This window comes from Thalassovita mediterranea, assembly GCA_019448215.1.
In the GTDB taxonomy this organism is placed as follows: Bacteria; Pseudomonadota; Alphaproteobacteria; order Caulobacterales; family Hyphomonadaceae; genus Henriciella.
Genome location: CP080408.1, coordinates 2,832,356 through 2,851,295, shown reverse-complemented (window position 1 = coordinate 2,851,295; position 18,940 = coordinate 2,832,356). Strand labels below are relative to the sequence as shown.

The 18,940-nt window shown below is 59.1% G+C and carries 17 protein-coding genes and 1 tRNA gene; 11 read left to right on the top strand and 7 right to left on the bottom strand.

The window, feature by feature from the left end:
* Positions 1–25: 25 nt before the first annotated feature.
* Together KUV46_13930 and KUV46_13925 are read right to left on the bottom strand one after the other, a co-directional pair.
* Positions 26–730, bottom strand: coding sequence for a lysophospholipid acyltransferase family protein (locus tag KUV46_13930; GenBank protein ID QYJ00420.1), 705 nt, complete (start codon positions 728–730; stop codon positions 26–28).
* A gap of 40 nt (positions 731–770) precedes the next feature.
* Positions 771–845 (bottom strand) — tRNA-Val (locus tag KUV46_13925).
* 502 nt (positions 846–1,347) lie between these two features.
* On the opposite strand from KUV46_13925, the gene KUV46_13920 reads away from it, so the two are divergent.
* A complete protein-coding gene (locus tag KUV46_13920) occupies positions 1,348–1,596 on the top strand; it encodes a hypothetical protein (protein ID QYJ00419.1) in 249 nt (82 codons plus the stop codon).
* On the opposite strand, the gene KUV46_13915 is transcribed toward KUV46_13920, so the two are convergent.
* On the bottom strand, positions 1,593–2,279 hold the full coding sequence (locus tag KUV46_13915) for an HAD-IA family hydrolase (protein QYJ00418.1): 687 nt from the start codon (positions 2,277–2,279) through the stop codon (positions 1,593–1,595). The two genes, KUV46_13920 and KUV46_13915, sit on opposite strands and share 4 nt — an antisense overlap.
* Before the next feature lie 79 nt (positions 2,280–2,358).
* On the opposite strand from KUV46_13915, the gene glmU reads away from it, so the two are divergent.
* The 5 genes from glmU to KUV46_13890 all read left to right on the top strand — a co-directional run bounded on the left by glmU (position 2,359) and on the right by KUV46_13890 (position 8,795).
* Positions 2,359–3,711, top strand: coding sequence for a bifunctional UDP-N-acetylglucosamine diphosphorylase/glucosamine-1-phosphate N-acetyltransferase GlmU (glmU, locus tag KUV46_13910; protein QYJ00417.1), 1,353 nt, complete (start codon positions 2,359–2,361; stop codon positions 3,709–3,711).
* Positions 3,614–4,420, top strand: a complete 807-nt coding sequence (rpiA, locus tag KUV46_13905) for a ribose-5-phosphate isomerase RpiA (protein ID QYJ00416.1) — start codon at positions 3,614–3,616, stop codon at positions 4,418–4,420. Before glmU ends, rpiA begins: the two co-directional genes overlap by 98 nt.
* Positions 4,421–4,475: 55 nt before the next feature.
* Positions 4,476–5,876, top strand: coding sequence for a glutathione-disulfide reductase (gene gor, locus KUV46_13900; GenBank protein ID QYJ00415.1), 1,401 nt, complete (start codon positions 4,476–4,478; stop codon positions 5,874–5,876).
* Between the two features lie 140 nt (positions 5,877–6,016).
* A complete protein-coding gene (locus KUV46_13895; GenBank protein QYJ00414.1) occupies positions 6,017–7,396 on the top strand; it encodes a 3-deoxy-7-phosphoheptulonate synthase class II in 1,380 nt (459 codons plus the stop codon).
* Between the two features lie 16 nt (positions 7,397–7,412).
* Positions 7,413–8,795: a polysaccharide biosynthesis C-terminal domain-containing protein gene (locus KUV46_13890; GenBank protein ID QYJ00413.1), complete on the top strand. Its 1,383-nt coding sequence runs from the start codon at positions 7,413–7,415 to the stop codon at positions 8,793–8,795.
* Between the two features lie 14 nt (positions 8,796–8,809).
* Here KUV46_13890 and KUV46_13885 read toward each other — a convergent pair whose 3' ends face one another.
* From KUV46_13885 to KUV46_13875, 3 genes are all read right to left on the bottom strand, one after another.
* The gene (locus KUV46_13885; protein QYJ00412.1) at positions 8,810–9,076 is read right to left on the bottom strand and encodes an HU family DNA-binding protein; all 267 of its coding nucleotides are present in this window, start codon (positions 9,074–9,076) and stop codon (positions 8,810–8,812) included.
* A gap of 95 nt (positions 9,077–9,171) precedes the next feature.
* A complete protein-coding gene (locus tag KUV46_13880; protein ID QYJ00411.1) occupies positions 9,172–10,080 on the bottom strand; it encodes a hypothetical protein in 909 nt (302 codons plus the stop codon).
* 26 nt (positions 10,081–10,106) lie between these two features.
* Complete coding sequence (locus KUV46_13875) at positions 10,107–11,120, bottom strand: NADP-dependent oxidoreductase (protein ID QYJ02413.1); 1,014 nt, start codon at positions 11,118–11,120, stop codon at positions 10,107–10,109.
* 184 nt (positions 11,121–11,304) lie between these two features.
* On the opposite strand from KUV46_13875, the gene KUV46_13870 reads away from it, so the two are divergent.
* Genes KUV46_13870 through gltX form a run of 4 tightly spaced genes read left to right on the top strand, consistent with a single transcriptional unit; the run spans position 11,305 to position 16,419 of the window.
* Positions 11,305–12,222, top strand: coding sequence for a Gfo/Idh/MocA family oxidoreductase (locus KUV46_13870; protein QYJ00410.1), 918 nt, complete (start codon positions 11,305–11,307; stop codon positions 12,220–12,222).
* A gap of 3 nt (positions 12,223–12,225) precedes the next feature.
* Complete coding sequence (locus KUV46_13865) at positions 12,226–13,383, top strand: DegT/DnrJ/EryC1/StrS family aminotransferase (GenBank protein QYJ00409.1); 1,158 nt, start codon at positions 12,226–12,228, stop codon at positions 13,381–13,383.
* Positions 13,384–13,405: 22 nt separating this feature from the next.
* Positions 13,406–15,064, top strand: a complete 1,659-nt coding sequence (locus tag KUV46_13860) for an NAD+ synthase (protein QYJ00408.1) — start codon at positions 13,406–13,408, stop codon at positions 15,062–15,064.
* Positions 15,064–16,419 (top strand): glutamate--tRNA ligase, encoded by a 1,356-nt coding sequence (gene gltX, locus KUV46_13855; protein ID QYJ00407.1) that lies wholly within the window; start codon positions 15,064–15,066, stop codon positions 16,417–16,419. Before KUV46_13860 ends, gltX begins: the two co-directional genes overlap by 1 nt.
* A gap of 12 nt (positions 16,420–16,431) precedes the next feature.
* Here gltX and KUV46_13850 read toward each other — a convergent pair whose 3' ends face one another.
* Complete coding sequence (locus KUV46_13850) at positions 16,432–16,992, bottom strand: TIGR00730 family Rossman fold protein (protein QYJ00406.1); 561 nt, start codon at positions 16,990–16,992, stop codon at positions 16,432–16,434.
* A gap of 97 nt (positions 16,993–17,089) precedes the next feature.
* On the opposite strand from KUV46_13850, the gene KUV46_13845 reads away from it, so the two are divergent.
* On the top strand, positions 17,090–18,931 hold the full coding sequence (locus tag KUV46_13845) for an ABC transporter ATP-binding protein/permease (protein QYJ00405.1): 1,842 nt from the start codon (positions 17,090–17,092) through the stop codon (positions 18,929–18,931).
* Positions 18,932–18,940: the final 9 nt, after the last annotated feature.

The following is an 18,940-nucleotide window of genomic DNA, read 5'->3' as shown; positions in this document are numbered from 1 at the left end:
ACAGGCTTCGCCAGACGCTGAACTGCTAGCGCTTTGCAATGATGGCAGCGGCTCGCTGATGTGCCGCACGCATAGCGTCTTCTATCTGGCGCAGTCTTTCTTCCTTACCGGCGTTCCTGCTCACGTTGAGAGGCGACCCGAGGATCATCGCCCCTTTTGTGAAGGGCAGAGGGATCATGAATCTGTCCCAGGTGTCCAGTCTGAACACGGGACGGCAATCGAGTGCATAAGGAATGATGAGCGCGTCGGTACGTTGCGCCATGATTAGTGTGCCTGCTTGCACCGTCTCAGCCGGACCGCGGGGGCCGTCTGGGGTAATGCAGACAACGCTACCAGAGCGAAGGCGACGGCTTGTTTCTGCGACGGCCGCGGCGCCGCCCTTATTCTTGTTCTTTTTCTTGTGAGAGGATGATCCTCGCACCGCTTCCAGTCCAAGATGCTCAATAGCCTTGGCGACCGCTTCACCGTCTTTCGACAGGGAGATGAGCATTGAGGTCGGGTACTTCTTCGCGGGGAGCTTGCGTGCGATCTTGCTCCAGATCACAGGCAGAAGAAGGACTCTCGAGTGCCAGCCAGCGACCAGCAGGCCGCTTTCGGTCGCCCAGGCCTGCTTGAAGGCATCCTCGCCCTCGACAGTCCAGCGGATCGTGCGCGCGCACAGGACCATATAGGCCCAGATGAGATAGCCGAGCGTAGCGGAAACGATTGGAGATCGAAGGAGCGACTTCATCTTGCAGGCCGTCTCCCGTTTCGGTCGCCTGGAGTTTGGATGGTGGGCGATACTGGGTTCGAACCAGTGACCCCTGCCGTGTGAAGGCAGTGCTCTACCACTGAGCTAATCGCCCGAAAACAGGAAGCGCGGTCTTATATCGGGGGCGTTGATGGGTCAACGCGCTAAGACATCAAGCGCTTAGGAAGGATGTTTTTCAGAATAATTGCGCAAATTAGATATGCATAATTGCAATCAGCTCACCTTGCGTCAGTCGGGTGCGACACATTGGTTCGATGCCGGATTTGCGATTGACCGAGGTGAAATTTGCCCGTGCCCACTCCAATAAGTCATCGAACAAGCATTTTAGTTGCATTTGAAATGGTTCAAGGGGCGCGATTTTGCGGGCGCTCCCCGAATATGAACAAGTGTTCAGTATGAACAGCCATTCATATTCAAAACTAAACCTAATTTCATAGTCCGAAAGGGTTGTGAATCGCCGCTCAAGTTGTCATTTAACCGACACGAACGGGGTCTGACATAGAGATGTCCCTCGTTGAATAAAACGAGCAACAAAGAAGGACAGACGGGCTGGAGCTAAGCCTCCGAGCCTCAATAAATAGTCTGGAGAGATTGAAATGAAAGATTGGTGCAACAACGAAGGTGCAAAACGTCTTCGTGAGAAAATTCGCGAGTATTGGGCAGAGCGCGGCTATGAAGTCGACGTTGACCTGGTCGATGCTGGTTTCGTTCCTGCCATGCGCAGCGCGCGTACCGACCTGCGCAGCAACATGGTGAACGGCATGCCACGCCGTCGCATTGCAAAGACGCAGGAAGAAGTTCGCACGACCTATCGTCCGAACGACGCTGTCGTCGAAGCTGCCTAAGGCATCGCGATCGACCGGATAGCGGACATTACCTCTTTATAGGATGATGCGCGAAATGCTGTGTCATCCCAGTTATCGGGTGATGGACCATATCCAAATGTAACGTACACGAAGGGCAGTCCGGCATTCCGGGCTGCCCTTTCGTCTGTCTGGCTGTCGCCAATCATAATTGCCTTTTCCGCCAGGCCCCCGGCGCGATCGACGGTATAAAGGATATGATCGCCGGACGGTTTCTTGTTCGGAACGCTGTCAGCGCCGCAGATCGTTGCAAAGCGGCTCGACAGTCCGAGCGCATCAATCAGCATCTCTGCGAGATGCTGGGTCTTGTTCGTGCAGATTGCGAGCTTTGCCCCTTTCGCTGCCAAGTCCTCGATAGACTTTAAGACGTCTTCGAACGGCGTACTGCGCTGACAAATATTCGCTTCATAGTACTGCAGGAATGACTTCCAGAGAGGTTCATGCTCTGCTGGCTCCTGAGTCACGCTCTGAAAGGCAAGTCCTTTCTCGATCATCGCTTTCGCGCCTTGGCCAATCATGTGGCGAATGCTCTCGAAAGGTACCGTCTCGAAACCCGCCTCGGACAGGCAATGGTTCAAGGCGAGATGAAGGTCGGGTGCGGTGTCGACCAGCGTGCCATCGAGGTCAAAGACAATCGTCCAGCCGGAAAGTGTGTCGGAAGTCATGCTTGCTTGTTCTATCCTCTCGCATCGAGTCGTTTGATGGTTTAGGCGACAAGGCAAGGCAGAACGAGACTTTTTGATCATGAAAGACCGGGCGGCGCTCATCCTGGCTGCGGGCCAGGGCACACGAATGAAGTCAGACCTTCCAAAGGTGCTCCATCAGGTTGGTGGCCGTGCCATGCTGGACTGGTCGATAGATCTGGCGCGCCGGTCCGGCTGTAGCCGCATCATCGTTGTTGTCAGCGCGGGCTCTCAGGTACTGCAGGATCACGTGACGAAAGTGCTGGGTGAAGGCGCCTTCGTCATTCAGGATCCGCCGATGGGGACTGGGCACGCGGTTCAGGCTGGCGAGCAGGCCCTTTCAGGCTTCGACGGTGATCTCATCGTGCTCTATGGCGATTGCCCTCTCATCCCTGAAACAGCTGTGAATGATCTGTTTGGCGAACTCGCGAACGGTGCCGATGTCGGCGTGCTCGGCTTTGAAGCCGAAGAGCCCGGTGCCTATGGTCGCCTGATCCAAAGTGCCGATGGCAGGCTGGAGGGCATCGTCGAAGCAAAAGAAGCGAGCGAAGAACAGCTCGCCATAAAGCTCTGCAATTCAGGCGTCATGGCCGGGGCGCGCAAGTTCGTGTTCGAGCTTCTCTCGAAGGTCACCAACGATAATGCAAAGGGTGAGTATTACCTCACTGATATCGTCGGGCTGGCGAATGAGGCAGGTCGTGTTTGCCGTGCGGTGACATGCGACGAGGAAGACGTTCTGGGCGTCAACTCACGCGTTGAGCTGGCGCAGGCCGAAGCGGTCTTCCAGAAGAAGCGCCGCGGCGCATTGCTGCGCGACGGGGTCACCATGACGGCGCCCGAAACGGTCTTCTTTTCTCACGATACGAAGATTGCAAACGACGTTGTGATCGAGCCAAACGTGGTTTTCGGCACTGGGGTCGAAGTGGAGACGGGCGCGCGCATCCGCGCTTTCTCGCATCTTGAGGGCGCCATCGTGCGAACGGGCGCTGAAGTCGGGCCGTATGCCCGCCTCCGTCCGGGCGCTGAAATTGGCGAAAAAGCGCGGATCGGCAACTTCGTGGAAGTGAAGAACACAAGCGTCGGAAAGGGCGCCAAGGCCAATCATCTTGCTTATTTGGGCGATGGCTCAGTCGGCGCTGGCGCCAATATCGGCGCCGGTACAATCTTCTGTAATTATGATGGCTTCCTGAAATATCGCACCGAGATCGGCGCTGATGCCTTTATCGGGTCTAACAGTGCGCTGGTTGCGCCAGTGACAATCGGAGAACGGGCGATCGTCGGCTCCGGCTCGGTCATCACAGACAATGTGTCGGACGATGCGCTGGCGCTCGGCCGCGGCAAGCAGGTCGAGAAGCCTGGCTGGAGCAAAGGCTTCAGAGAGCAGAAGCAGCGCGAAAAATCCTCGAAGCGTTAGGAGACTGAAAGTGGCATTTGAACGCGAGAAGGAAAACGCGGCGACGGCCGCGATCGAGTTTGTCGAAGACGGCATGACGATCGGCCTTGGCACGGGCTCCACAGCGAAGTTTTTCGTTGAGGCGCTGGCTGATGAGATTGCGGACGGTCTTGTCGTGCGCGGCGTGCCGACGAGTGAAGAAACCCGCCGTCTGGCTGAATCACTTGGCGTCCCACTTGTGCCGGTGGAGCAGGTTGACCGTATTCACCTCACCGTCGATGGCGCCGATGAAGTCGATGAGCATGCGCAGCTGATCAAGGGCGGCGGTGCTGCGCTTTTGCGCGAAAAGATCATAGCGAATGCCAGCGATCTAATGGTTGTCATCGCAGACCCTTCAAAGCAGGTCGAAGTGCTCGGCTCTTTCCCGCTACCGGTTGAAGTGACGCCGTTTGGTTTCACGATTACCGCCAAGAAGGTCTACGACGCGCTCAAGACGTCCGGCGTATCGCGGCCGCGTATCGACGTGCGCCGGGGCAGCGGCGACAAGCCTCTCGTGACCGATGGTGGCAACTATATTCTCGACTGCGCTTGCTCGGTCATCCCAGACCCGGCCTATGCCGCAGAACTCCTGTCCGTCATTCCGGGCGTCGTCGAGCATGGCCTCTTTATCGGGCTTGCCCGCACCGTGATCATTGGAAGCGATGAAGGTGCTTCAATATTTGAATATTGAGGCCACTGCCGCCACCTAGGCTGGCAGAGTTCAAAGTACCAAAAGGAATTTCTTGATGGCTGAAGCTGAATACGACTTCGACCTGTTCGTCATTGGTGCGGGGTCCGGCGGTGTTCGCGCCGCCCGGATTGCTGCCCAGGCAGGTGCGCGCGTGGCCATCGCTGAAGAGTACCGCGTGGGCGGCACCTGCGTCATCCGCGGCTGCGTCCCCAAGAAGTTCATGGTCTATGCGAGCGATTATGGCCGCAAGATCGAGGAAGCCCGCCAGTATGGTTGGCAGGTCGAAGAAAAGGGGTTTGATTTCCCCGCTTTCATGTCAGCGATGAATGCCGAGGTGGACCGTCTGTCCGCCATCTATCTGCGCAATCTTGCCAATGCTGGTGTTGATGTCTTCGAAGAACGCGCCGAACTCAAGGACGCCCATACTGTCGTCCTGAAAGAGAGCGGCAAGACGTTTACCGTCGATAAGGTCCTCATTGCGACAGGCGGCACGCCGTGGCGCCCGTCACCGGAGGAGCTTCCCGGTGTCGAGCATACGATGACGTCGAATGAAGTCTTCCTGCTGGACGAGCTTCCAAAGCACGTTGTCATTGCGGGCGGCGGCTACATTGCCTGCGAGTTTGCGCACATCTTTGCAGGTCTCGGTGTCGAAACCTGTCTCGTCTATCGCGGGGACACAGTCCTCAACGGATTTGACTGGGACGTTCGCACGGCTGTTCACGAAGGCCTCAAGGAAGCGGGCGTGCGCGTCATCACCTCGGCCATCTTCGAAGAGATCCGCGAAGTCGAAGGCGAAGAATGTCCGTACTGCATCAAGCTCAGCAATGGCATGGAGATCAACGCCGACAAGATTGTCATGGCGGTGGGCCGCCGCGCGGCAACTGACGGGCTAGGCTGCGACGCTGCTGGCGTGAAGCTGACCGACAAGGGCGCCGTCATCGTCGATGACACCTCGCGCACCAGCGTCCCGAACATCTTTGCCGTCGGTGATGTGACCGACCGTATCCAGCTTACACCTGTCGCCATTCGCGAAGGTCATGCCTTTGCCGACAGCATATTCGGCGACAAGGACTGGCACTTCGAGCATGACAATGTCGCCTCGGCTGTCTTTACGCAACCGGAAGTCGGCACCGTCGGCATGACAGAGGCCGAAGCGCGCAAGGCGCTCGACAATGTCGATATCTACAAAACGAAGTTCAGGCCCATGAAGACGATGCTGCTCGATGACCCGGAGCGGGTCATGATCAAGCTCGTTGTCGATGGCGACACTGATCGTGTCGTTGGCGTTCACATCGTCAGCCCGGATGCGGGTGAGATGATCCAGATGATCGGCGTCGCTGTGAAAATGGGCGCAACGAAAGCGCAATTTGATGCGACCTGCGCCGTTCACCCGACCATCGCAGAAGAGATCGTGACCCTTCGACAGAAATGGGTGCCGGAAACAGAACCGGCCTGATCGCGCGCGGTAAATTCTTGCGGGCTTCGCGCTGAGTTGGCCCGCCGACTGCAATGATTGCGATACAGCAGCCTCATCTGTGGTAAAACTTGCCCATTCGAACGGAGGCCGCTAATACGCCCCGCTCTGGAGATATGAATATGACCTGGACGCCAAACAGCTGGAGGGCTCGGCCCGCCAACCACATTCCGGATGACTATCCGGACGTTGACGCACTCGCGAATGTCGAGGCACGCCTGAAGGCGTTCCCGCCGCTTGTCTTTGCGGGCGAAGTTCGCAGGCTGAAACAGCAACTCGCTACGGTGTCAAAAGGTGAGGCATTCCTGCTTCAGGGCGGCGATTGCGCCGAAAGCTTCAAGGAATTCAGCGCCGACAATATTCGCGACACGCTACGCGTCATGTTGCAGATGGCGGTCGTTCTGACCTTCGCTGCATCCAAACCAGTCGTGAAAGTCGGCCGTCTTGCTGGCCAGTTCGGCAAGCCGCGTTCTGCACCGATTGAGACAATCGACGGTGTCACGCTGCCATCCTATCGCGGCGACAATATCAACGGCATGGACTTCACGCCCGAGGCCCGGATGCCGGACCCAGAGCGTCTGATCCAGAGCTACTCGCAATCTGCCTCCACGCTGAACCTCGTTCGCGCCTTCTCCCATGGTGGCTATGCGGACCTTGCAAACGTGCACCGCTGGATGCTGGGCTTCGTCGACCGCTCGCCTCAGGCAGAGCGCTACAAGGCGCTCGCAGAGCGTATCACTGATGCGCTCTCTTTCATGGAAGCGTGCGGCGTCAGCTCCAAGACCGTGCCGCAAATGGCGCAGGTTGATGTCTACACCTCGCATGAGGCGCTTCTGCTCGGCTTCGAAGAGGCGATGACACGCGTCGATTCAACGTCCGGCGACTGGTACGACACGTCAGCACACATGCTGTGGATCGGTCACCGCACACGCCAGGTCGATCATGCGCATGTTGAGTTCTGCAAGGGCATTCATAACCCGCTTGGCATCAAATGTGGTCCGGGCATGGAAACCGATGAGCTGCTTCGCCTGATCGAAACGCTCAATCCGAAGGACGAGGCCGGTCGCATTACGCTCATCTCGCGTTTCGGGTCTGAAGGTGTGAAGGAAGGTCTTCCGCCGCTCGTTCGCGCCGTCAAGAAGAGCGGTCGCAATGTGGTCTGGTCCTGTGACCCGATGCACGGGAACACGCTGAAAACCGATAGCGGTTTCAAGACCCGTCCGGTCGACCGGATCCTGTCCGAGGTGAGCCAGTTCATCGACATCGTGTCGAGCGAAGGCTGCTATCCGGGCGGTGTGCACTTCGAGATGACCGGTCAGGACGTCACCGAATGCATCGGCGGCGCACAGGCAATCTCCGAAGCAGACCTGTCATCGCGATACCACACTCATTGTGATCCTCGCCTGAATGGCGAACAGGCGCTTGAACTTGCCTTCCTGATCGCAGAGAAGCTCCAGCTCATGAAAGAGGCGGTAAACGCCGAGGCTCGCCAAGCGAGCTGACTGGGGAGAGATCGCCATGCGTCGCAGGCGGGTTTGGCCCGCCTGGGCGCGGCCATCGGACATTGCAGACCTGTTGCGGCTTTCAGGGCCGATTGCTGTCTCGCGCGCGGCGATGATGTTGATGGGCCTGACGGACGTCATCGTCCTTGGCCAGAATGCACCGGAAGAGGTCCCATTTGTCCTGAATTCCTGGCTGCCGATCGGTGTGTCGCTTGGACTGACCATGGGCCTTCTGATGGGGGTTTCGGTCCTGACGGCTGAACTTGCGGGCATAGGGCAGGGCAAGGACACCGGGCGCATATTCAGGCGCGGTATCCGCTTCTCGCTCTGGTTCGGGGCGATCCTGACAGTAGTCATCTTCTTGACGGCCGGGTCCATGTTCCGACTGTTCGGTTTCGATGACGAGGTCGCGGCCGGCACAGCGTCAGTCACCCGCATTCTCGCACTCGGACTGATCGGCCACATGCTGACCCATGTCGCCGGATCATATTTGGAGGCGCTCCGACGTCCGCTGATCGTCACCACGATCATGTATGCGGGCGTCTTGGTCAATCTGGTGATTGATCTTGCTGTCGTCGCTGGATGGTGGGGTATGCCCAAGCTCGGCGCCGACGGTGTTGCGATCGCGACCACCGGGACGCGCTGGTTTCTCGTCATACTCTTTCTGGTCGCCGTCTGGAAAATGACGCCCGCCTTCAGGCCGTCCAGCGACGCGCCAGCAGAGGAAGGCAAGCGCATGTTCTCTGTCGGATACGGTACAGCCGTCTCGAATGTCGCTGAGTGGGGCGGCTTCAATTCGACCTTCATTATCGCCACGCTGATCAGCACCGCCGTGAACACGGTTTACGGCATGGCAATCCACGTCATCGGTTTCTGCTTCATGGCTTTCCTCGGCCTTGGAACGGCGACCAGCGTTCGCGTTGCGGAGGCGTATGGACGCAAGAATGCAGATCAGGTCCGCGAAGCCTCGCGTCTCGGCATCGTGGCGACGGTGTTGATTGGGCTGTTGCTGGGTCTGCTTGTCTGGACGTTCCGCGAACAGCTGGCGTCAATCCTGATCCGGTCGGATGCAGAAGTGGCCGGTGTCGCGATCCATGCGGCGCTCGTGCCGATCATTGGCTTCACCTCGCTTGTGATCGTATTCGACGGGCTTCAGAACGTCGCCTCCATGGCGATGCGCGCACAGAATGTTATCTGGCCGCCGACCTTCATCCACCTTGGCTCATACTTCCTGCTGATGCTGCCGCTGACATGGTATCTGGGGATGGAGCGCGGCGGCGGAGCCATGGGCATGATGCAGGCAGTCCTGATCGCGTCATTCATCGCGGGGCTTGCACAGACAGCCCTGCTGGAATCGAAAGCGGCGCGCCAGCTGAAGCCAACGCGCCGCCCCGAATAGGTTCCTGACGGGACCTAGATGTCTTTCAGAGCCGAAGCAGGCTTGAAAGCACCAGACGTCTTTTCAGGGATCTGGATCGTTTCGCCGGTTGCCGGGTTACGGCCTTCACGAGCGCCGCGGGTCTTGGCGTGGAAGGTACCAAAACCAGCGATAGCGACCTGCTTGCGGTCTTTCACTGCGCCAGAGATGGTGTCGAAGACTGCGTCCACCGCTTTGCCGGCGTCTGCTTGTGACATGCCAGCAGATTCTGCGACGGCTTTCGTAAGTTCACCCTTATTCATTGGGCACTCCTCTTTGTTAACGGCGATTTTGTGCCGTATGAGTTTTCTACACGATTCGAATGGGGTGGATATGCTGTAAACCCAATAACCACGGGCTATTTCAGCAGAATCCACCCCTCTTCGCCCTCAATCTGTGCAATTTCTTCGCTTGAGAGGGCTTCGGGAGGACCGAACAGGGCGCCTAAGCGGCCTGCCTCGTCCAGACTGTAATAGTGACGGGCGAGTGCCTCGACCTGCGCCTGATCCATCACCTCGCCGGTGCGCGGCTTTGCATCGACGAGCGACGGATACACCTCAGCGAAAACAACATCGATGCCGTCGAGCGTCTCGGCGTCCATAGGCGCAAGCCCAGTTTCGAATGGCCAGATCTTGCTATTCGGCAAGGAGTGGCGAAGCGCATGCACTGTCGGAATACCGAGTAGCGACTGGCTTCCCACGGAGCCCGCACCATAAAGCTGCCAGCTCGACTTCGGCTTTGCCTTATGGTTCTCGCGGACCCAGCTTTCGACGCGCCGGTACTCGTTGAGCGCAATGTCCTCGAAATTACCCTTGGTGGAGGTAAGCGTCGTCAGCCGGTCACGCGCCGGTGCGCCCCAGAAGGGCAGCGGCCCCTTGCTCATGGCGTAGTTAAGGCTGGCCGCAACGGCAAAGCGCGTATTGCTGTTATCGTCAGTCTCTTTGACCTTCGATGCCAGGTGGTCATGCATGGCCTGCCAAGCTGGCTTGTCCGTCGACAGGCCGGCCAGCTCAGCCGTTCCTGCCGGATAGCCAAGACTGAAATCAAAGCCGACCAGAACCTTGTCGCCGCGCTTCACGAAACGCTCGACAAGACCGTGTATCAGCTCTCGCGCTTTCTTCCGCGTGGACGGGTTCGCGGCCTGAAACTGGAATTTCAGGCGCGCGTCACGTGCAAGAGCGCCGATCCAGACAGAATTGGCACCGAGCGCAGGTTTGCTTGACGCGCTCCAGTCCACGATGATGTAAGCGTCGAAGAGACGCGCCATGACTTACCTCCATTGGGGGGGCATGCTCAGGCGAGTTTGACGAGCATCTTCCCTGTATTGCGACCCTGGAAAAGGCCGAGAAACGCTTCAGGCGCCATCTCGATACCTTCCATAACAGTTTCCTCGAACTTCATGTCGCCATTCTTGATCCAGGCGGCCATGTCTTTCAGGAATTGGGGCTGCATATCTGCGTAGGTCGATACAATAAAGCCCTTGAGTGTCAGCTGTTTGCCAACGACCTGAATAATGTTGCTCGGGCCGGGCTGCACGTCCGTAGCGTTGTACTGGCTGATCATGCCGCAGATCGCAAAACGACCCATCGGACGGGCACATTCGATGGCCGCCTGAAGGTGATCGCCGCCAACATTGTCGAAGTACACATCAATGCCCTTAGGGGCCGCCTTCTTCAGCGCGCCAAGCAGGCCTTCATAGCTATCATGCGCCTTGTAATCGATCACATGATCGGCGCCGAGTTCCTTGACGAGATTGCATTTTTCGGCGCCGCCGGCAGAGCCGATGACGGTGCAATTCTTGATCTTTGCAATCTGGACAACGGTCGAGCCAACGGCGCCCGCTGCACCGGAAACGAAGACCGTGTCGCCTTCCTTGAGATCGGCCACGCGCAGGATCCCGGCATAGGCGGTAAGGCCTGGCATGCCCGCAACACCGAGAAGCGCAGAATCAGGAAGTCCTGTCTGTGGGACCTTGTTGACCATCAGGTCTTCCGGCTTGCCGGTCCACACGTCCCGCCAGCCTGCCATCGAGACGACGAGATCGCCTTCAGCGTAGTCGGGATGGCCTGATGCTTCGACGCGTCCGACAGCACTGCCGGTCAGCACCTCGCCGATCTGGAAGGGCGGCACATAGCTTTCGCGGTCGTACATCCGGCCGCGCATATAAGGGTCGACGGACATCCAGCTATTGCGCACCTGTATCTCGCCATCCTTCGGCGCAGGAGCAGAGATCTCGACCTTCTTGAAGTCGTCCATCTTCGGCATCCCAACTGGACGCTTGGCAAGGGCCCAGCCCGTTCCGTTCATATCTGACATGTCGCGATTCCTCATATTTTTGATAGGTATGTGGCCGCAACATGGGTCATGCCAAGGTCGCTGTGAAGGCGAGAGCGAAAGAATTCGCAAGACTCTTTGACCTCTCGACCTGTGCCACCAGCTTGCGTGTGAGCGCGCCTCAATGCGAAGGGGCAGCTAATCTGGAGTAAGTCATATGTCCCTCAAAACAGGCTTGATCGGCGCCGGCGTTTTCGGCGGCTATCATGCGGGCAAGATCGCAGAAGCGCAGACCACTGACTTTGTCGGTGTGTTTGATCCCGATGCCGCGCGCGCTGCTGAGCTTGCTGAAAAGCACGGCGTGAATGCGTTTGCCTCGCAGGCTGAGCTTTTCGCAGCTGCCGACGCTGTCCTTGTTGCGTGCCCTGCGATCTATCATGCCGCGACGGTTGAGGCCGCGCTGGCCGCAAACTGCCATGTGCTGGTCGAAAAGCCGCTCGCTCTCACAGGCGAGACTGCAAAAGCGCTCGCTGCGCAGGCAGATGCAGCCGGACTTGTTCTACAGGTCGGCCATCAGGAGCGCCTCGTCCTCAAGGAAATGGGCCTGTTCGACCTGCCTGAGACGCCGACCGAAATCGAAGCATGGCGCGAAAGCCCGCCAGCGCCAACCGGCCGCGCCGGCGACGTGTCAGTAATCTTCGATCTGATGATCCATGACCTCGACATGGTCGCGTGCCTGATGGGGCGCGCCGACACAATCGAAGGGCAGGGGGCTATCATCCATTCCGGCCACATCGACGAGGCCACAGCGACGCTCGGCTTCGCGAATGATCGAAGCGCCGTCGTCACATCCAGCCGCGCCGCAGAAGAACGCCGCCGCAAGATGCGCCTCGCCTTCAAGAGCGGCGAGATCGAAATCGACTTCCTGACGCGTGAAGTCCGCAATTCAACACCGTTTGAAGTCCGCGCAGATGTCTCGCAATCCCTTCCTGACCCACTCGGCGCTGCCGACCATGCCTTTTTCGCTGCTTGCCTCGGCAAAGGCCCTGTCCTTGTGCCGGGGCGCGAAGCAGTCGAAGCTGTACGCGTGGCCGAAGCCCTAGAAACGACAATAAAGACAACCACCGGAGCCTGACCCATGGCCGCTGCCGAAAAAATCACCCCATCTGGCGACGCGCCGATCCAGTTTTTCGACCTGAAGTCCCAGCAGGCCTCGATCCGCGGCGCGCTCGAAGAACGCTGGACGACCATTCTCGATCACGGCCGCTATATTGGCGGGCCGGAAGTTGATGAGTGCGAGCAGAAGCTCTGTGAGTTCACGGGTGCAGCTGACGCGGTCGTTGTTGGTTCGGGGACGCAGGCGCTCGTCATGCCGCTCATCGCGCTCGGCTATGGTCATGGCGATGCGGTCTTCATCCCCGGCTTCACCTATAACGCCACGGCGAACGCGGTCCTTCTCGCAGGTGCGACGCCGGTCCTGGTCGATATCGATCCGAAGTCGTTCAATATGGACGCTGAGGACCTTGAGCGGAAAATCCAGCGCGTGAAGGCCAACCGCAATCTTCGCGCCCGCGCTGTGATGCCTGTCGACCTCTACGGCCTGCCAGCTGACTACCCGGCCATTCAGGCAGTCGCTGATACGCATAACCTCCGCATGGTGGCCGATGCCGCACAGGCCTTTGGCGGCCGTCAGGATGGCAAGTGGATCGGGACGCTGGCGGAAATCACGGCAACCAGCTTCTACCCAACCAAGACACTTGGCGGATATGGCGATGGCGGCGCAATCCTTGTGCGGGACAAGGAAGTTGGCGACCTGCTTCGCTCGATCCGCTGGCACGGCACAGGCGACAATCGCAAGGAATCGATCCGCGTCGGCATCAATGGCCGCTGCGACTCGATCCAGTGCGCTGTCGTCTCCGAAAAGCTTGGCATCTTTGAAGATGAGCGCCAGCGCCGCATCGCTTCGGCGAAAATCTATGATGAGCGCCTTGCAGGGAAGGTCGAAGGCCAGATCGGCGCCGCGGGCGACGAGTCGGCCTACGGTCTCTACACTGTGCGCGTGCCAGAGCGTGATGCCATCCGGGCCGCGCTGCAGGAAAAGGGCGTACCGACGGCGATCTATTACGACACGCCGATCCACCAGATGCCGGCCTTCGAACAGTTCTCACCTCCGGGCGGTCTGCCGGAATGTGAGCGTGCCTCGAAGGAGGTTCTCAGCCTGCCAATGCACCCATACCTGTCGGAAGATCAGATCCACCGGGTTTGTGACGCACTCCTTGGTGCTTTGCAGCGCTGACAGTTTCTCTTAAGTGGGCGCCATGACAGACGTGCTCAAAATACTGGCGGTCCAGTTCAACCCCGTTGTCGGTGACATCAACGGCAATGCGAAGCTTGCACTCGAGGCGCTTGAGGCAGGCGCGCGCGATGGGGCTGATCTCGTCGTCTTCAGCGAGATGTTCATCCTCGGCTATCCGCCGGAAGATCTCGTCCTGAAGCCGAGCGCGGTTGAGCTCAGCATGAAAGCGGTCGCCGACCTCGCCAAGGGATCGGCCGACCTGCCAGCCTTCATCATCGGCTCGCCCTGGGCCGAAGATGGTGAGCTCTACAATTCAGAACTCTTCTGCCGCGATGGCGCCATTGAAGCGCGATACGACAAGCAGGAACTTCCCAATTACGGTGTCTTTGATGAGCAGCGTCTCTTCACCAAGGGTAAGTCGCCTGCCTGTATCGTTGAAGTGAAGGGCGTAAAGATCGGTCTCGCCATCTGTGAAGACGTCTGGTTCGACCGCGTCCCGAATGCGGCAAAGGCGGCTGGCGCCGAACTTCTCGTCATTCCCAATGGGTCGCCGTGGCGCCGTAGTATTCATAGCGAACGCGCCGAGGCTTTTGATCGCTGGAGCAGGCTCGGCTTGCCTTACATCTTCGTCAATCAGGTGGGCGGTCAGGATGAGCTTGTCTTCGACGGCGCCTCCTACGCAACGAACACCACCCATTCTCAGCGCTGTGGTCTCGTTGGCCAGTTCGACACCGGCATGTCCATGGTTGAGTTCGACCTTGAGACGCGCAAGCTGAAGCTCCCCGATGCGGGATGTGAGCTGGACCCAGATGGCTGGCACATGGAGTACCGCGCCGCCACGCTCGCGCTCGGCGACTATGTGAACAAGAACCGGTTTCCGGGTGTCGTCCTCGGCATGTCCGGCGGCATCGACAGTGCGCTGACAGCGGCAATAGCGGTAGATGCACTCGGGCCCGATAGGGTCTGGTGCGTGATGATGCCGTCGAAATACACCTCGTCGGAAAGCCTCGAAGACGCAAAAAAATGCGCAGAGCTGCTCGGCGTGCGCTATGACATCGTCAACATCGCGCCCGGTGTCGGCGCGATGGACGACATGCTTGGTGATCTCTTCGCCGGACGTGAAAGCGACACGACCGAAGAGAATATCCAGTCCCGCCTTCGCGGCCTGACCCTGATGGCGCTCTCCAACAAGTTCGGCCACATGGTTGTGACGACCGGCAACAAGTCTGAAATGGCGGTTGGTTACGCGACGCTCTATGGCGACATGTGCGGCGGCTACAATGCGCTGAAGGACTTCTACAAGACCGAAGTGTTTGAGTTGTCCCGCTGGCGCAATGCGAACCATCCAAAGGGCGCGCTTGGCCCACCCGGAGAAGTGATTCCCGAACGCATCATCGCCAAGCCGCCATCGGCAGAACTGCGCGAGGACCAGAAGGATGAGGACTCGCTTCCATCCTATGACGATCTCGATGACATCCTGCGCGGCCTCGTCGATGAAGAGGCTGATATCGACGACATTCTCGCCCGCGGGCACGATGAGGCAACTGTAAGACGTATCGAGCATCTCTTGTACATTGCCGAGTACAAGCGTAGGCAAGCGCCGCCCGGCGTCAAAGTCGGCGGCAAGAATTTCGGCCGCGACCGTCGCTATCCGATTACCAACCGTTTCAGGGATGATTGATGACCGCACCTGTCGTCCGTTTCGCGCCTTCGCCAACTGGCAAGCTTCATGTCGGCAATGTCCGCACAGCCCTCATCAACTGGCTCTTTGCTAAGGGGCAGACGGGAGGAGAGCAGGGTAAGTTCATCCTTCGTATCGATGACACCGATACCGAACGCTCGACGCAGGCCTATGAAGATGGCCTCAAGGCTGATCTGACCTGGCTCGGCCTCGTCTGGGATGACACGTTCAACCAGTCCAAACGGTTCGACCAGTACGATGCAGCTTCCGACAAGCTGCGCGGCATGGGCCTCCTCTATGCGTGCTATGAGACCGCTGACGAGCTTGACCGCAAGCGCAAGATCGCGCTCTCACGCGGCCGCCCGCCGGTCTATGATAGATCGGCGCTGAACCTCACGGATGAGGACAAGGCGAAGCTGGAAGCCGAAGGCCGGAAGCCGCACTGGCGCTTCAAGCTGTCCGGTGACCGCGTTGAATGGAATGACCTCGTTCGCGGTCCGCAAAGCATCGACACGTCCAGCGTTTCTGATCCGGTTCTGATCCGCGAGGACGGCTCGTATCTCTACACGCTGCCATCCGTTGTCGATGACATCGACGCCAAGATCACCCACGTCGTGCGCGGCGAGGACCACGTCACCAATTCGGGCGCCCAGATCGAAATCTTCAAGGCGCTTGGCGGTACCGCGCCCGATATGGCGCACACCCCGCTTCTGGTCGATGCAGAAGGCGGCGCATTCTCCAAGCGCCTCGGTTCGCTCAGCATGGACACGCTCGAGGCACGCGGCATCCTGCCGATGGCGATCCTGTCACTGCTCGCCAAGCTCGGCACCAGCGACAATATCGAAGTGCGCAGTGATCTGGCGACGCTCGCGGCAGAGTTCGACTTCTCGAAAATCGGCCGCGCACCCGCTAAGTTTGACGAGAAGGACCTTCTCGCCCTGAACGCGGTCCTCGTACACGACCTGTCATTCGAAGCGGTTCGCGCAGACCTTGAGCGCATCGCGCCTGATGCGGCCAACGAAGCCTTCTGGCTGGCCGTCCGCGAGAATTGTGAGACCGTTCACGACGCAAAGCCATTCGCTGACATCGCCTATGGCACGATTTCATCAGTCATTGATGACGAGGACGCCGACTTCATCGCAGAGGCGCGCAATCGCCTTCCGGAAGGTGAGCTCACCAGTGAAAGCTGGAAGGCTTGGACGACGGAGCTGAAAGAGGCGACCGGCCGCAAAGGCAAGGGGCTCTTCATGCCGCTTCGCAAGGCACTGACCGGTCAGGAGCACGGCCCGGATATGTCAGTAATTTTCCCGCTGATCGGGCGCGAGGCAGCCGAACGCCGGCTTTCCCGCGCCTGACGCAGAGACTGATCAGGAAATCGCTACAACCCGGTCGCGCAGGGCAGAAATCGCAAGCTCTGGCGTGCTCTCGTGCACCAGTGCGCTGCGGAAGCTTTCAGGCGTGAACTTGCCATCAATGATGTGGTTCATCAGCTCGAAGAACGGGGCCCAGAAACCGTCCTCATCGAGGAAGGCCATTGGCTTTGCGTGAAGGCCAAGGCGCGCCCAGCTCAGCATCTCGACAGCCTCTTCCAGCGTACCGATGCCGCCGGGCAGCACGATGAAAGCGTCTGACTCGTCGAACATCATCTGCTTGCGCGTGTGCATGTCATCGACGATGCGGTGTTCGACTTCATCGAAGACGCGTTCCTTCTGAAGCAGGAATTTCGGCATGATGCCCAGCACTTCGCCGCCAGCTTCGTGGGCAGCGCGCGCGCAAGCGCCCATCAGGCCGACACCGCCGCCGCCATAGACCAGCTTCAGGTCCTGATCCGCAAGCGCGCGGCCAAGATTGCGGGCAAGGGTCAGATAGCCGGGGCGTACATCGTCAGATGACCCGCAATAGACACAGATTGATTTCAGCTTCGCCATTTCAGTCTCATTCGTTTTCAAGCGCGTTTAGGCTACTGCGTGGATTCGTTCCAGCCTCGCCCTGTTCGCCGCGCACATTTCGTCCCATATGGCAGCCATGACCGCACCCACTTTTTCGCAGCCAGACCGCGACCGGATCGAGAGCGCCGATGGCGGTCTTGGTAGCGCGATCGTCAAGATCCTGAAACTCCTCGCCCGTCCGGAGATGAAGAAGTGGCGACCCATCATGGTGGTCGCCATTATCCTGACGCTTGGCGCAGCCGTGCTGGAAGTTGTCTCGCCCATCATCCTCGGCGATGCGATCAACCGGGTTGCGGGGGAAGACGGCGTGGAGGCTGCCCCGCTTGCAATTGCCATAGGCTGGATCGCGCTTGCGATCGGACTTCGCTTTCTGGCGGCCGCGCTACCGCAGGCGCGTGACGCGCTGTTCAGCCCGGTCAGCCAGGATGCTCAGCGCATCGCCTGCGTCGACGCCTTTGGTCACGCGCAATCGCTTTCCCTCGGCTTCCATCAGACGCGCCGCTCTGGCGCGCTTAACCGCGTCATTGAGCGGGGCGCGAGCGCGATCGATTACCTGATCCGCTTTCTCGCCTTCAATATCGGCCCGACTTTCGTCCGTCTCGCGCTCGCCTCCATCGCGCTTGGCGCGGCATATGACTATCGGCTCGCGCTGATCGCCGTCGTCACGATCATTCTCTACGTCATCGCGACTGTTATCATTACCGAATGGCGCGTGCGGCAGCGTCGGCGCATGAACAAGGCGGATACCGAGCTTCGCGCCGTCTCAATCGACACGCTGACAAACTTCGAAACGGTGAAAGCCTTCGCTGCCGAAAAGCGTGAGACAGGCCGCTATGACACCGCCATGCGTCGCTACAACAAGCGCTACGTTGAAGCGGTCCGCAGCATGTACCTGCTGAACGGCGTGCAGGCCTTCATCATGAATGCAGGCCTCTTGGCCGTGCTGGCGCTTTCAGCTTGGAATTACAGCCAGGGCACGATGCAGATTGGTGACCTCACCGCAGTCATGCTCGTCCTGCTCAGCCTCTATGCCCCGCTCAATATCCTCGGTTGGGCCTGGCGCGAGATCAAACAGGGCGCTGTCGATCTCGAAAAGCTTCACGGTCTTCTCGCCATGGTCCCTGAAGTACAGGACAGGGCAAAGGCGGTAGAGCTCGACAAGCCAGAAGGCGCGGTGAGCTTCGAAGACGTCAGCTTCACGCACGATGCCCGAACGGTTGGCGTCGCCGATATCAGCTTCGACGTCGCACCGGGGCGTAAGATCGCCTTTGTCGGCACATCCGGTGCAGGCAAATCGACACTGCTAAAGCTTCTCTTCCGCTTTTACGATGTACAGACTGGCAGCGTGCGCATCGACGGCACAGACGTTCGCGACATGACGCAGGCATCTCTGCGACAGGCGCTGGGCCTCGTCCCGCAGGATGTCGTCCTGTTCAACGACACGATCGCCGCAAACATCGCCTACGCCAATCCGGACGCTTCCATCGAAGCGCTCGAGGACGCCGCACGCCGTGCACAACTTCTGCCATTCATCGAAGCGCTGCCGGATGGCTGGCAGACCGAAGTCGGCGAACGCGGCCTGAAACTTTCTGGCGGCGAAAAGCAACGCGTCGGTATCGCCCGCGTCATCCTCGCTGACCCGGCTGTTCTCGTCCTCGATGAAGCGACTTCCGCTCTCGACAGCGCAACCGAGGCAGCTGTGCAGGATGCGCTCGATGAAGCGTCGCGCGGGCGCACAACGCTGATGGTCGCGCACCGCTTGTCGACCGTGCAGAACGCCGACGAAATCGTCGTTCTCGAGCAAGGACGAATACTGGAGCGCGGAACGCACGGCGAACTTTTGCGCTCTGATGGCAAGTATGCACAAATGTGGGCGCATCAGGTTGCGAGGGATCGCCTCGCAACTGCCGCCGAATAAGAGGAACTA

Excerpts from the sequence above, each read along its gene's own strand:
- KUV46_13930 (QYJ00420.1), bottom strand. The coding sequence starts at position 730 with ATGAAGTCGCTCCTTCGATCTCCAATCGTTTCCGCTACGCTCGGCTAT.
- KUV46_13920 (QYJ00419.1), top strand. The coding sequence starts at position 1,348 with ATGAAAGATTGGTGCAACAACGAAGGTGCAAAACGTCTTCGTGAGAAA.
- KUV46_13915 (QYJ00418.1), bottom strand. The coding sequence starts at position 2,279 with ATGACTTCCGACACACTTTCCGGCTGGACGATTGTCTTTGACCTCGAT.
- glmU (QYJ00417.1), top strand. The coding sequence starts at position 2,359 with ATGAAAGACCGGGCGGCGCTCATCCTGGCTGCGGGCCAGGGCACACGA.
- rpiA (QYJ00416.1), top strand. The coding sequence starts at position 3,614 with ATGCGCTGGCGCTCGGCCGCGGCAAGCAGGTCGAGAAGCCTGGCTGGA.
- gor (QYJ00415.1), top strand. The coding sequence starts at position 4,476 with ATGGCTGAAGCTGAATACGACTTCGACCTGTTCGTCATTGGTGCGGGG.
- KUV46_13895 (QYJ00414.1), top strand. The coding sequence starts at position 6,017 with ATGACCTGGACGCCAAACAGCTGGAGGGCTCGGCCCGCCAACCACATT.
- KUV46_13890 (QYJ00413.1), top strand. The coding sequence starts at position 7,413 with ATGCGTCGCAGGCGGGTTTGGCCCGCCTGGGCGCGGCCATCGGACATT.
- KUV46_13885 (QYJ00412.1), bottom strand. The coding sequence starts at position 9,076 with ATGAATAAGGGTGAACTTACGAAAGCCGTCGCAGAATCTGCTGGCATG.
- KUV46_13880 (QYJ00411.1), bottom strand. The coding sequence starts at position 10,080 with ATGGCGCGTCTCTTCGACGCTTACATCATCGTGGACTGGAGCGCGTCA.
- KUV46_13875 (QYJ02413.1), bottom strand. The coding sequence starts at position 11,120 with ATGAACGGAACGGGCTGGGCCCTTGCCAAGCGTCCAGTTGGGATGCCG.
- KUV46_13870 (QYJ00410.1), top strand. The coding sequence starts at position 11,305 with ATGTCCCTCAAAACAGGCTTGATCGGCGCCGGCGTTTTCGGCGGCTAT.
- KUV46_13865 (QYJ00409.1), top strand. The coding sequence starts at position 12,226 with ATGGCCGCTGCCGAAAAAATCACCCCATCTGGCGACGCGCCGATCCAG.
- KUV46_13860 (QYJ00408.1), top strand. The coding sequence starts at position 13,406 with ATGACAGACGTGCTCAAAATACTGGCGGTCCAGTTCAACCCCGTTGTC.
- gltX (QYJ00407.1), top strand. The coding sequence starts at position 15,064 with ATGACCGCACCTGTCGTCCGTTTCGCGCCTTCGCCAACTGGCAAGCTT.
- KUV46_13850 (QYJ00406.1), bottom strand. The coding sequence starts at position 16,992 with ATGGCGAAGCTGAAATCAATCTGTGTCTATTGCGGGTCATCTGACGAT.
- KUV46_13845 (QYJ00405.1), top strand. The coding sequence starts at position 17,090 with ATGACCGCACCCACTTTTTCGCAGCCAGACCGCGACCGGATCGAGAGC.